A 13,213-nucleotide genomic window follows, 5' to 3' on the forward strand; every position below is an offset into this window, starting at 1 on the left:
TATCGCCCCACTCTGAGCTGTCGTCCCTGCGTCCGCGGGACGACAGTGAGCGTGTAGCGCCAGCGCGCCCTACGCCGCGCGGATCTTGCCGAGGAAGTCACTGACCTGATGGCCGAGCTGGCGGCTCTGGGTCTCCAGCGTCTCCGATGCCTGCTTCACGTTGTCGGCGGCTGCGGCGGCGGCGTCCGCATCGGCTTTGACGCCGGTAATATTGTCCGAGACGTTCTTGGTGCCCTGGGCCGCATATTGGGTGCTGCGGGTGATCTCCTGAGTCGCCGCGCCCTGCTCCTGGACGGCGGCGGCAATCGCGGTCGCCACCTCGTTCACTTCGCCGATGATACCGCCGATGGTCTGGATCGCGTTGATGGCGTCGCCTGCGACCTTCTGGATGTCGGCGATCTGCTCCGAGATCTCCTCGGTCGCCTTCGCAGTCTGGCTTGCCAGCGACTTCACCTCGGAGGCGACCACGGCAAAGCCGCGGCCGGCCTCGCCGGCGCGAGCCGCCTCGATCGTGGCATTGAGCGCGAGCAGATTGGTCTGCTGTGCGATGGTGTTGATCAGGCCGACGACCTCGCCGATGCGGCCGGCGGATTTGGCGAGACCCTGCACGGTACCGTCGGTCTCGCGCGCCTGCGTCACGGCGCGGCCGGCGATGCCTGCGGCATGGGCTGCCTGTTGGCTGATGTCGTTGATCGAGGCCGAGAGCTCTTCGGCGGCCGCGGCCACGCTATCGACGCTCATCGAGGCGTCGTTGGAGGCCTTGCCGGCGATCTGCACGCGATCATTGGTCTGGCGCGACACCGCGGAGAGGTCGCCTGAGGTCTTGCGCATCTCGCCGGAGGCCTCGCTCAATTCGCCCAGCGTCTTGCGCACTGCGCCCTCGAACTCGCCGACATAGGACTCGACGGCGCGTTGGCGTGCAGCAGTGCCCGTGTTCCGTTCGCGCTCCTGCTCTTCGATCTTGAGCTTGTCGGTGGCCTGCTGCTTGAAGGTTTCCAGCGCACCGGCAAGCGCGCCGATCTCGTCCTGGCGATCGAGATAGCCGCTGTCGACGGCAAGGTCGCCGCCGGCGACCTTCAGCATGGCATCGCGGATAGTGTTGAGCGGGGTGATAACGTGGCGGCTGACCAGCATGATCGCGCCTGCGGCGAGACCGATGGCGAGCGCCAGCGATCCAAGCTGCACGATCAGCGCGCGCTGCGCGGAGTCGCGTTGCTCCAGCGTATGGACCTTGGCGGTGTCGAGCGCGGCTTCCGCCACGGCGACAGCGCTCGCGAGGCGGCCGACCGTCAGCGGGCTCCACTGATTGGCGGTCATCTCGGCTTTCTCGCCCTTGGCCAGCGTGTCCGCGAGGCGGTCGCGCAGGGTCAGATATTGCGGCTCGAAATAGGCGGTTTTGGCTGCGGCCATGGCGGACGCAAGCGCGGGCGGCAACTGCATGCCCGAGGTCGACAATTCCAGCGCCTTCCACATCGCGGCGGTGCCGCCGACATGTTGGGTATAATTGTAGCGGGCTTCGGGCGTGATCTTGCCGGCGGCAAGTCCGGTCGAGATCACCAGCGAGGCTTCGCCGCCGGTGTTGCGGAGCAGCCAGGCGTTCTGCTTGATCGACAGCAGCTGGTCGATCACGGCGTCCTGATGGTTGACGGTGGCAGCCAGAACGTTCGAGAGCTTGTCGAGCGTTTCGAGTAGGCCCTGCGTCGTCTCCATGTATTCCTTCGGCAGCCCGGCGCGGCGCTGATCCTTCGCCTTGGCGACCTCTTCCCAGAACTGCTTCTGCTCCTCGCTCAACAATTTGTAGAGCCGCGCGAGCTCCGGCACCAGCGTGCCCGATTGCGGGAAGTCCATCGTCGGCAGCACCTCGAGCGCGCGCGCCATCGCCGGCATCTGCGCGTCGCGCAGGCCGCGGAGGTACTTCTCGATCTCGGCGTCCATCGGCTCGGTCGCGTTCAACAGCCGCGTCGTGGTCGAGCGATCGGTGCGCAGATTGTGCATCGCCTTGAACAAATCGGCGGACGCGCCTGCGATCTGGGAGATCCGGTTGGCGGTTTTCAGGCGGTCCCAGGACTCGTAGGCGGTGAGCGAGAGCGCAATCACCACGCAGGCCGACGTGATCGCGATCACCGCCTTCAGCAGCGCGGATACGGTCAGACGATTCAGCATCGAAGTCCCCCAATTCCCATTTGCAAAGCTCAAAAGGACGCCCGGCAACATCGACAAACGGGGGCGTAACAGATCGGCGATCGCATGCCGTTTGCGGCTCAGAGCCCAAACGGTTTTCGCATCTGAAGGGAAAAGGGTAAAAGTTTAGGCAGATCGGCTGATCGTAGAAGTACGTATTTACTAGAAGTTGCAGTGGGTTGCTGCGATGGAACCGGTGCGGGAGACAGGCGTTAGAGCAGCGGTCGCAATTTGCCTGAAGGGGGTCTCGCGATGCTGGTGGGTGTACTCGTCACTTTTCTCGTCGTTATTCTCGTACTTTATCTCATCAACATGCTGCCGATGGACGGCCGCGCCAAACAGATCGCACGCGTGATCGTCATCATTATCGGCATCGTCTCGCTGTTGAAATATCTCGCGGTATTCTAGCGGGGACGTAGTTCGTAGCCCGGATGGAGCGCAGCGAAATCCGGGGGCTTGCGCGCTCCTGCTCCCGGATTGCGCTTCGCTCCATCCGGGCTACTAGTGCAACAAAGAGCCCCGGCTTTCGCCGGGGCTTCGTTCATGCTGCTTCAGTGCAGCGTTTTGAGCCAGTCGTCGACGTCCTGGCGAACCTGGTCCTTGGCCTTGCCGTAGCGTTCCTGGAGCCGGCCCTCGAGCTGCTCGCGCCGACCCTCGATCAAGCTGAGGTCGTCGTCAGTGAGCTTGCCCCATTTCTCCTTGGCCGAGCCCTTGAACTGCTTCCAGTTTCCTTCGATCCGATTCCAGTCCATGACCATCTCCCGTTGGTTGATGGCGGTACAACGCGAGCGCCGCGCAGCCTGTTCCGCCGCACGCCGCGACGTTTCGCCCAACAAAAAAGCCCCGGCTTGTGCCGGGGCTTTTGACATTCGAGTGACTGAACTTAACCGGCCGCCTTGGCCTCGCGGCGGCGCGCGGTGAGGATGTATTCGGTGTAGCCGTTCGGCTGCTCGCGCCCCTTGAAGATGAGGTCGCAGGCGGCCTTGAAGGCGACGCCGTCGAAGGCGGGCGCCATCGGCTTGTAGATGGCATCGCCGGCGTTCTGCTTGTCGACCACGACCGCCATGCGCTTGAGCGATTCCATCACCTGAGCCTCGGTAATCACGCCCTGGTGCAGCCAGTTGGCGAGATGCTGGCTGGAGATGCGTAACGTCGCGCGGTCTTCCATCAGGCCGACATCGTGGATGTCGGGCACCTTGGAGCAGCCGACGCCCTGGTCGATCCAGCGCACGACATAGCCGAGGATGCCCTGGCAGTTGTTGTCGATCTCCTGCTTGACGTCGTCGGGCGCCCAGTTCGACTTCGACACCGGAATGGTGAGGATGTCCGAGAGCTTGGCGCGCGGGCCGCCGTTCGTCAGTTCCTCTTGGCGCGCGCTGACGTTGATCTTGTGGTAGTGCAGCGCGTGCAGCGTCGCCGCCGTCGGGGAAGGCACCCAGGCGGTGGTGGCGCCGGCCTGCGGATGGCCGAGCTTCTGCTGAAGCATGTCCGCCATCTTGTCGGGGGCGGCCCACATGCCCTTGCCGATCTGGGCATGGCCGGGCAGGCCACAGGTCAGGCCCATGTCGACGTTCCAGTCCTCATAGGCCTTGATCCAGGCCTGCGCCTTCATCTCGTTCTTGCGGATCATCGGGCCCGCTTCCATCGAGGTGTGGATCTCGTCGCCGGTGCGATCGAGGAAGCCGGTGTTGATGAACATGATGCGCTTGGAGGCGCGCTGGATGCAGGCCTTGAGGTTGACGGTGGTACGCCGCTCCTCGTCCATGATGCCGACCTTGAGCGTGTTCTCGGGCAGCGACAGCATCTTCTCGACGCGGTCGAAGATCTCGCAGGTCAGCGACACCTCGTCGGGGCCGTGCATCTTCGGCTTGACGATATAGGCCGATCCGGTGCGGCTGTTCTTGACCTTGGAATTGCCCTTGAGATCGTGAATGGCGAGCAGGCCCGAGACGGCGGCATCCAGCAGGCCTTCCGGAATCTCCTCGCCCTTCTCGTCCAGCACCGCGTCGGTGAACATGTGGTGACCGCAATTGCGCATCAGCAGCAGGCTGCGGCCGTGCAGCTTGACCTCGCCCTTGCCGTCAGGCGTCTTGTAGCTGCGATCGGCGTTGAGCGAGCGCGTCAGCGTCTTGCCGCCCTTCTCGAAATCAGCCGACAGCGTGCCGTTCATCAGGCCGAGCGTGTTGCGGTAGACCAGCACCTTGTCTTCGGCATCGACCGCGGCGACCGAGTCCTCCATGTCGAGGATGGTGGAGACCGCAGATTCCATGATCATGTCGGCGACGCCGGCCGGATCGTCCTTGCCGATCGCGCTGCTGCGGTCGATCCTGACCTCGACATGCAGGCCGTTGTTGACGAGCAGCACCGCGCTCGGTGCGGCCGCATCGCCCTGGAAGCCCGCGAACTGCGCGGCGTTCTTCAGTGCGGTGGCGTTACCGCTCTTCAGCTTCACCGCAAGCTGGCCCGCGACGACGCTGTAGGCGGTGACGTCGGTGTGGCTGCCGGTCGCCAGCGGCGCCGCCGCATCGAGGAAGGCTTTTGCTTTCGCGATCACCTTGTCGCCGCGCCCCTTGTTGTAGCCCTTGCCGCTCTCGGCAGCGTCGTGCGGGATCGCGTCGGTGCCGTAGAAGGCGTCATAGAGCGAGCCCCAGCGCGCATTCGCCGCGTTCAGTGCATAGCGTGCGTTGGTCAGGGGCACGACGAGCTGCGGGCCGCAGATCTTGCCGATCTCCTCGTCGACATTGGCGGTCTCGACCTTCTGCGTCGCCGGCTCCGGGACGAGATAGCCGATCTCCTTCAGGAAGGCGGTATAGGCGTTGAGGTCGAACGCCTTGCCTTTGTTGGCACGGTGCCAGCCGTCGACCTTGGCCTGCAGTGTGTCGCGGAAAGCGAGCAACGACCGGTTCTTCGGGCCCAGCTCCTTGATGATGGCGGCAAGCCCGGCCCAGAACGCATCCGGCGCGATCCCCGTTTTCGGGGCCGCTTCCTTGGCGATGAAATCGAACAGGACGGGAGCGATCTTCAATCCGTGGGCGTCGACGCGTTTCATGATGGGCTTTCTCGTTGGAAATGGCTGTTTTTGGCTGCTTTTGACCCGACAGCAGCAAAATGCACCCATAGAGGGCGGCTTTCGGGGCCCTATTAGCCCCAAAAAAGGGGCGGTGAGAAGACCCCCAGGGGTTTGTCAAAATGTCAAGAAAAGTGGGGGCGCACGCACCGGTGTCATTCCCCGCGAAGGCGGGGAATCCAGTACGCCGCGGCCTCTCCGTATCCCAACGCTGTCTCTGGAATACTGGGTCGCCCGGTCAAGCCGGGCGACGACAGCGGGGGTTAGGACGCACTCAAATATTTGCGGCGAGGTCCAGGACTTCGTCGAACAGCACGCCCGTCGTCTTCAGCATGCGCTCGATCTCGTCGGCGGCCTCAGCGACCGTCCGTGCCGAGGTGTCGATCACGAGCTCGGCGGCCTGCGGTGCTTCGTAATCGTTGCCGATGCCGGTGAACGAGGAGAGCGCGCCGGCTCGCGCCTTCTTGTAATGGCCCTTGGGGTCGCGCTCCTCGCACACTTCAGCAGGCGTCGCGACATGGATCTCGCGGAACGCGGTGTCGGCGATGCGGCGCGCGGTCGCGCGATCCTCGCGGGCTGGCGAGACCGCGGCGACGATGGCGATGTGGCCGTTACGCGCGAGATGCGTCGCGACTTCGGCGAGACGGCGGATGTTCTCGCTGCGGTCCGCAGCGGAGAAGCCGAGATCGTTGTTGAGCCCGGCGCGCAGCGTGTCGCCGTCGAGAAGGATCGGCGAGCCGCCATTGGAGAACAACCGGCGTTCCAGCGCTTTTGCCAGCGTCGACTTGCCGGAGGCCGGCAGGCCGGTGAGCCAGACCACGGCGCCGTTGTGGCGGTAGCGCGCGGAGCGTTCGTCGGGGCGCAGGGCCGATTCCACCGGCACGATGTCGACGGGCACGGCGCGCTGGCCGGCATCGACCGACAGCACCAGACCGCCGCCGGCGATGCGTCCGGAGACCTCGATCACGAGACGGCCCGTGCGCGGGTTCTCGGTATAGGGATCGGTGGCAATCGGATTCGACAGAGAAATATCGATCTCGCCGACATGGTTACGGCCGATCGCCTTGTTCTCGGTGCTCGACAATTCGCCGGGATCGACCGCCTTCTCGATCGCGATCACGGTGGCGCGGCTTTCCTTCGGCCCGCAGCGAACCAGGAGCTGGTCGCCCTTGGCGAGCGGCTTGTCGTGCAGCCAGAAGATGCGCGCGCGCAGCCGGCGCGTCTCGCGCGGGGCGCCGCTCGCATGCGCGACGATGTCGCCGCGCTCGATGAACAATTCGCGGTCGAGGGTAATGCCGACCGAGCGGCCGGCGCCCTGCCGTCCCGCGACCGGCGTCGCCGGCCAGCTCTCGACCGTCTTGATCTTGGCGATCTTGCCGGCCGGCATGATCACGATCTCGTCGCCGGCTTTGAGGCTGCCGGATTCGATGCGCCCCGCCACGATGCGGCGGTCGTCGAACTTGTAGATCGCCTGCACAGGCAGGCGCAGCGCCAGCGCTTCCAGGGGGCGCGCCGGCTCCAGCTGGTCCAGCGCTTCGACCACCGTCGGTCCCTTGTACCAACCGATTCGATCGGTACGCTCGGCGACGCCGTCACCATCGCGGGCGGAAATCGGGATCACTGCCGTGGGCTTCACACCGAGGCCGCTCAGATGCGCGGAAATCTCGTCGCTGATCTCCTTGAAACGATCGGCGGAAAAGTCGACGCGGTCCATCTTGTTGACGACAACAGCGACCTGCTTCACGCCGAGCAGATGCAGGAGATAGCCGTGCCGCCTTGTCTGGTCGCGCACGCCTTCGAGCGCGTCGATGATCAGCACCGCGCCGTCGGCCTGCGAGGCGCCGGTGATCATGTTGCGGAGGAATTCGGCGTGGCCGGGCGCGTCGATCAGCACGATGTCGCGCGAATTGGTGCGAAAGCGGATCTGCGTGGTGTCGATGGTGATGCCCTGGTCGCGCTCGGTCTGAAGCGCATCGAGCAGGAACGACCATTCGAACGGCATGCCGCGCCGCGCGCTGACCGCTTTCAGCATGTCCAGCTTGCCGTCGGGCAGGCTGCCGGTCTCGTGCAGCAGGCGGCCGACCAGCGTCGACTTGCCGTGGTCGACATGGCCGACGATGACGATCCGCACCTGCGGACGCGTGGTGCCGTTCGGGGTGGCGGGCGAAGCGGGGGTGACGATCATGTTCATAACGCGCTCGCGTCCTTGATCAGAGATAGCCGGCGACGCGAAGGCGCTCGAAGGCGTCCTCGGTCTCGTGGTCGAGCGCGCGTCCGGCGCGCTCCGGCACCTTGGTCTGTTCGAGCTCGATCAGGATCTCGTCGATGCTCGACGCAGTCGAGGCGACCGGATTGGTGATGTCCTGATCGCCCAGCGAGCGGTAGCGCTTGCCGTTCTGCGACAGATAGAGCGGGATGATCGGGATGTTCTCGCGCTTGGTGTAGGCCCAGATGTCGGCTTCGGTCCAATGCAGGATCGGGTGGATGCGCAGATGCGCGCCCTGCGGCGGCGAGGCGTTGAAATGGTCCCAGAACTCCGGCGGCTGGTCGCGCACGTCCCAATTGCCTTCCAGGCCGCGCGGCGAGAACACGCGCTCCTTGGCGCGGGTCGCTTCCTCGTCGCGGCGGATGCCGGCGATCAGGCCGTCAAAGCCGTATTTGGCGAGCGCCATCTTGAGGCCCTCGGTCTTGCGCGCGGCGGAACGGGCGGCCGGCGGCAGCGTTGGGTCGACGGCATCGATAGGCGGGCAGGGCTCGACACGCAGATCGAGATCCCACTCCTTCCCGTAATGATCGCGGAAGCGATACATGTCCGGAAACTTCTTGCCGGTGTCGACATGGAGGGCCGGGAACGGCAGCCGGCCGAAGAACGCCTTCCGCGCCAGCCAGATCATGACGTTGGAGTCCTTGCCGAGCGACCACAGCAGGGCAATCTTCTTCAGCCGGGCGAAGGCCTCCCGGAAGATGTAGATGCTCTGCGCCTCGAGCTGGTCGAGATGGTCCATGCTGGGGGCAACATCAGCAGAAAATTCTTGCGAGCCCGCGCGGCTGAGGGGGGCCGTGCTGCTCACTCCGACAACTGCGGAATCGTCCTTGAGAAGATGCATCTCTGCCACTTTGCGTTTGGAGGCGAAAATTCTATAGTGACCGCGTGGAGTAGAAGAAAAAATTTTCTCTTTGCGCGCTCGAAACGACACATATATAGAAAATAATTCCAGTCAACCCCGTATCGGGGGAAGCGAGTATCGTATGCGGTTCTTGCCGGTGTTTCTCGATCTCAAGGCCGGTCCGGTGGTCCTCATCGGTGCGGGCGAGCTTTTGCGCGCCAAGTTGCGCGTGCTCGCGGCGGCCGGCGCGCGCATCCGCGTGCATGCGATCGACGGCAATCAGGATCTGGGGCTCAGTTCTGAGGACGTAGCCCGTATCGAAATCGCGGCGGGCGATCCGCTCACCGCCGATCTCTCGGGTGTCATCGCCATCGTCTGCGCGGGAGCAGGCGACGTCGGCGTTGCGATGTCGGTGCGCGCCAAGGCGCTTGGCCTGCCCGTCAACGTCATGGACGATCTCGAGCATTCGAGCTTCATCTTCCCGGCGATCGTCGATCGCGGCGATGTCGTGGTCGCGGTCGGTACCGGCGGCACCTCGCCGGTGGTGGCGCGGCGCGTGCGCGAGAAGATCGAGGCGCTGCTTCCGGCGCGCATCGGCGAGCTCGCCGAGTTCATCGGCGGCTTCCGCAAGTCCATCAACGAGCACATCGCCGAGTTTCCGTTGCGCCGCCGGTTCTGGGAGCGCGTGATCGACGGTCCGATCGGCGCCGCCGTGCTCGCCGGCCGCAAGGCCGAGGCGGATGCGGCGCTCAAAGCCATTTCAGATCCCTCCGAATTCGCGCGCGCAGACAAGCCGGAAGGCTCGGTCGTGCTGGTCGGCGCCGGCCCCGGCGACCCCGACCTTCTCACCATCAAGGCGCTGCGCGCATTGCAGGACGCCGACATCGTCTTCCATGACGAATTGGTCTCCCCCGAAATTCTCGATCGCATCCGCCGCGACACCACGCGCGTTGCCGTCGGTCGCCGCGTCGGCAAGCCCGGCATCGGCCAGGACGCCATCAACAAGCGCATGATCGAGGCCGCGCAATCCGGCCAGCGCGTGGTGCGGCTGAAAGGCGGCGATCCCTTCGTGTTCGGCCGTGGCGGCGAAGAGGTGGAAGCCTTGCGCGCCGCCGGCGTCGCCTATTCGATCATTCCCGGCATCACCGCAGGTCTCGGCGGCGCCGCCGATTTCGAGGTGCCGCTCACTTATCGTCACGAAGCCACCCGCATCACCTTCCTCACCGCGCACAAGGCGCGCGATGCGGAGGTCGTGGACTGGTCGACGCTGACCGACACCAAGATGACCGTCGTGGTCTACATGGGCATGACCGCCGCGCCCGCCATCCGTGCCGGCCTGTTCGCGGCCGGCCGTTCGCCGGAAACGCCGGTGGGCGTGTTCGCCCGCGTCACGCGTCCCGACGGGCAAGGCGCGATCGGCACGCTGCGCGATCTGCCCGAACTCGTGCGGCGGACCCAAGGCGGCCCCGCCATCCTCATCATCGGCGACGTGGTCCGGCTTGCCGGCTCGCTTCGCCGCCAATCTCCAAAGCAAATCATCTCTGACCTCCTGGATGCAGCCGAATGACCTCCCCGCTTGAACAGAAGAAGATCAAGATCGCCGGCCCCTCGATCGTGACCGCCAACCGGACCTGGGACGGCATCGTGGTGTATCGCACCGCCGCCAAGAGCTGGTCTGCGGACCTCTCGGAGGCCGCGATCGTGCGCAACTCCGACGAGGCCAAGGCGTTGCTTGCGGAGTCCGTCGCCGATGACGTCGGCGCGATCGGACCCTATATCGCCCCGGTGCAGGTCGGCGCGGACGGCAAGATCGAACCCGGCAATCTGCGCGAACAGATCCGCCGCACCGGTGTGACCATCGGACAGTCGGCCCAGGCTTAAGGCACCTTCTTATGTATGCTTACGACGAAATCGACCGCACGCTCGTCAACGAGCGCGTCTCGGAGTTCCGCGACCAGGTGAAGCGGCGCCTCTCCGGCGAACTCACCGAGGACGAGTTCAAGATCCTGCGCCTGCAGAACGGCGTCTATCTGCAATTGCACGCCTACATGTTCCGCGTCGCGATCCCCTACGGCACGCTCGCAACGAACCAGTTGCGGGCGCTCGCCCATGTCGCGCGCAAATACGACCGCGGCTACGGCCATTTCACCACGCGGCAGAACATCCAGTTCAACTGGATCAAGCTGGCCGAACTGCCGGATGCGCTGGAGGATCTTGCCAAGGTCGGCATCCATGCGATGCAGACCTCCGGCAACAACATGCGCAATGTCACCTCGGACCAGTGGGCCGGCGTCGCGCCCGGCGAGATCGAGGATCCGCGCATCTGGTCGGAGCTGATCCGCCAGCACACCACACTGCATCCGGAATTCTCGTTCCTGCCGCGCAAGTTCAAGATCGCGATCACCGCGTCGGACCACGACCGCGCCGCGATCAAGATCCACGACATCGGCCTGAGGCTGATCAAGAACGAGAAGGGCGAGACCGGTTTCGAGGTGCTGGTCGGAGGCGGCCTCGGTCGCACGCCGTTCATCGCCAAGACCATCAAGCACTTCGTGCATGGCCGCGATATCCTCAGCTACATCGAGGCGATCCTGCGCGTCTACAACCAGTACGGCCGCCGCGACAACATCTACAAGGCGCGCATCAAGATCCTGGTGCACGAGCTCGGCATCGAAAAATTCTCCCGCGAGGTCGAGGACGAGTGGCAGCATATCCGCAACTCCTCGCTCCAGATCGACGACGAGGTGATCGAGGACATTCGCTCGCGCTTCACTTATCCTTCTTACGAGAAGCTGCCGCACATGCCGGACGAGCTGCGTCAGGCCGCGGCCGATCCTGATTTCGAGGCGTGGCGCAAGAACTCGGTGGCCCCGCACAAGGTGCAGGGCTACTCCATCGTCACGATCTCGTTGAAGCCGATCGGTGCGCCTCCGGGCGATGCCAACGCCGAGCAGATGGATGCACTGGCCGATCTCGCCGACAAATATTCGTTCGGCGAGATCCGCGTCGGCCACGAGCAGAACCTGGCGCTGCCGCATGTCGCCAAGCGCGACCTGCCGGCGCTGTGGAAGGCGCTCGACAAGCTCGGGCTCGCGACGCCGAACGTCAATCTGATCACCGACATCATCGCCTGCCCCGGGCTCGACTATTGCTCGCTGGCGAATGCGCGCTCGATTCCGATCGCGCAGGAACTGACGCGGCGCTTTGCCAATCACGAGCTCGCGAACCTGATAGGCCGCCTCCACATCAACATCTCCGGCTGCATCAATGCCTGCGGCCATCACCATGTCGGCCATATCGGCATTCTCGGCGTCGAGAAGAACGGCGAGGAGGTCTACCAGATCACCATCGGCGGCCGTGCCGACGAGAACGCCGCGCTGGGCAGCCTGATCGGACCCGGTGTCAAATTCGACGAAGTCGCCGATGTCATCGAAGACGTTGTGGAAGCCTATCTGGCGCTGCGCGAGCGGCCCGAAGAGCTGTTCATGGACACGGTGAAGCGTCTCGGCGTCGAACCCTTCAAGGAGCGCGTCTATGCCACTCGTTAACGGCGGAAAGATCGCCGACGACAGCTTCGTCAAGCTGGCCGTCGACACGCCGCTGCCCGAGGGCGGCGACATCCTGGTGCCGGCCGAACGTTTCCTCGGCGAGGCCGATGCGTTGGTCAAGCGCTCCGGCAAGGTCGGCGTGATCTGGCCGAACAGTCGCGATATCGCCGAGCTCGTGCCCTATCTCGGCAAGATCGCCGTCGTCGCGCTGGTGTTCCCGACTTTCCGCGACGGCCGTGCCTACAGCCAGGCCCGCCTGCTGCGCGAGCGTTACAATTACCGCGGCGAATTACGCGCGACCGGCCAGGTGTTGCGCGACCAGTTCGTGTTCATGCTGCGCGCCGGCTTCGATTCCTTCGACGTCAAGAAGCAGGGCGACGCGGAAGCCTTCATGCAGACCGCCAAGCGCTATTCGGTGTTCTACCAGCCGACCGGCGACGGCCGCATCACGGCGCTGCACCGGCGCATGCAGCTCCGCCATTCCGAAGGTGTCGGCACGTGAACGCGATCGCGCCTCAGGTTTCGCCCGTCTCTGCGTTGCCTTCGGCGGACGAGCTCGATCGCGCCCTGCGCGATGCCTCGCCCGCTGAGATCATCGCTGCGGCGCTTAAGACGGTCGGGCGTGAAAGGCTTGCGCTGGTGTCGTCCTTCGGCACGGAATCGGCGACGCTGCTGAAGGTCATGGCGGACGTCGATCCGGCGATCCCGGTGATCTTCCTCGACACTGGCTGGTTGTTTGAGGAGACGCTTGCCTATCGCGACACGCTGATCGCGACGCTGGGCCTGAAGGATGTCCGTTCGATCAAGCCGGCCGAGGAAGCGCTATCGCGCGAAGATCCCGACCGTGACCTCTGGTTCTCCGATCCCGACGCCTGCTGCCGCATTCGCAAGGTGGAACCGCTGGCGCGTGCGCTGAAGCCGTTCTCGGCCTGGATCAACGGCCGCAAGCGCTTTCAGGGCAACGCGCGGGCCGACATGCCGGTCGTCGAAGAGGATGGCGCCCGGTTGAAATTCAACCCCTTCGCCAACGTCTCGCGCGAGGAACTCGAGGCGATCTTCGTCCGCGCCAAATTGCCGCGTCATCCACTCGCCGCCTCCGGTTTCCTGTCGGTTGGGTGTATGCCTTGCACGAGCAGAACGGCCGAGGGCGAGGATGCGCGCGCCGGTCGCTGGCGCGGCCGGGCCAAGACAGAATGCGGCATCCACACGACGAAGACTTCGTAGCACAGCCACGCTGCCACGCTGCGAACAAGAAAATCCGGTTCCGTTGACTTAAGCGCGTTTCGCCCCGAGTTATGCCTGCACGCCTT

The 13,213-nt window shown here is 64.8% G+C and carries 11 protein-coding genes; 6 read left to right on the top strand and 5 right to left on the bottom strand.

Going from position 1 to position 13,213, the window contains the following annotated elements:
• Positions 1–69: 69 nt before the first annotated feature.
• Complete coding sequence (locus tag IVA81_RS28265; RefSeq protein WP_247324092.1) at positions 70–2,163, bottom strand: HAMP domain-containing methyl-accepting chemotaxis protein; 2,094 nt, start codon at positions 2,161–2,163, stop codon at positions 70–72.
• 270 nt (positions 2,164–2,433) lie between these two features.
• On the opposite strand from IVA81_RS28265, the gene IVA81_RS28270 reads away from it, so the two are divergent.
• A complete protein-coding gene (locus IVA81_RS28270; protein ID WP_008546817.1) occupies positions 2,434–2,589 on the top strand; it encodes a Thivi_2564 family membrane protein in 156 nt (51 codons plus the stop codon).
• Between the two features lie 143 nt (positions 2,590–2,732).
• Here IVA81_RS28270 and IVA81_RS28275 read toward each other — a convergent pair whose 3' ends face one another.
• From IVA81_RS28275 to cysD, 4 genes are all read right to left on the bottom strand, one after another.
• Complete coding sequence (locus IVA81_RS28275; RefSeq protein WP_247324094.1) at positions 2,733–2,933, bottom strand: CsbD family protein; 201 nt, start codon at positions 2,931–2,933, stop codon at positions 2,733–2,735.
• Between the two features lie 131 nt (positions 2,934–3,064).
• The gene (locus IVA81_RS28280; protein ID WP_247324096.1) at positions 3,065–5,230 is read right to left on the bottom strand and encodes a malate synthase G; all 2,166 of its coding nucleotides are present in this window, start codon (positions 5,228–5,230) and stop codon (positions 3,065–3,067) included.
• A 292-nt stretch (positions 5,231–5,522) separates the two neighbouring features.
• The gene (cysC, locus tag IVA81_RS28285; RefSeq protein ID WP_247324098.1) at positions 5,523–7,439 is read right to left on the bottom strand and encodes an adenylyl-sulfate kinase; all 1,917 of its coding nucleotides are present in this window, start codon (positions 7,437–7,439) and stop codon (positions 5,523–5,525) included.
• A gap of 19 nt (positions 7,440–7,458) precedes the next feature.
• Complete coding sequence (gene cysD / locus IVA81_RS28290) at positions 7,459–8,253, bottom strand: sulfate adenylyltransferase subunit CysD (protein ID WP_247324100.1); 795 nt, start codon at positions 8,251–8,253, stop codon at positions 7,459–7,461.
• Between the two features lie 244 nt (positions 8,254–8,497).
• On the opposite strand from cysD, the gene cysG reads away from it, so the two are divergent.
• The 5 genes from cysG to IVA81_RS28315 are packed head-to-tail and all read left to right on the top strand — an operon-like array spanning position 8,498 to position 13,127.
• A complete protein-coding gene (gene cysG, locus IVA81_RS28295) occupies positions 8,498–9,922 on the top strand; it encodes a siroheme synthase CysG (protein ID WP_247324101.1) in 1,425 nt (474 codons plus the stop codon).
• Positions 9,919–10,236, top strand: coding sequence for a DUF2849 domain-containing protein (locus tag IVA81_RS28300; protein ID WP_135166566.1), 318 nt, complete (start codon positions 9,919–9,921; stop codon positions 10,234–10,236). The genes cysG and IVA81_RS28300 overlap by 4 nt, the downstream gene beginning before the upstream one ends.
• A gap of 11 nt (positions 10,237–10,247) precedes the next feature.
• Entirely contained in the window at positions 10,248–11,903 is a 1,656-nt protein-coding gene (locus IVA81_RS28305; RefSeq protein ID WP_247324102.1) for a nitrite/sulfite reductase, read from the top strand.
• Complete coding sequence (locus IVA81_RS28310) at positions 11,890–12,405, top strand: DUF934 domain-containing protein (protein WP_247324104.1); 516 nt, start codon at positions 11,890–11,892, stop codon at positions 12,403–12,405. The genes IVA81_RS28305 and IVA81_RS28310 overlap by 14 nt, the downstream gene beginning before the upstream one ends.
• The gene (locus IVA81_RS28315) at positions 12,402–13,127 is read left to right on the top strand and encodes a phosphoadenylyl-sulfate reductase (RefSeq protein ID WP_247324105.1); all 726 of its coding nucleotides are present in this window, start codon (positions 12,402–12,404) and stop codon (positions 13,125–13,127) included. The genes IVA81_RS28310 and IVA81_RS28315 overlap by 4 nt, the downstream gene beginning before the upstream one ends.
• Positions 13,128–13,213: the final 86 nt, after the last annotated feature.

It is taken from the genome of Bradyrhizobium sp. 141 (assembly GCF_023074055.1).
In the GTDB taxonomy this organism is placed as follows: domain Bacteria; phylum Pseudomonadota; class Alphaproteobacteria; order Rhizobiales; family Xanthobacteraceae; genus Bradyrhizobium.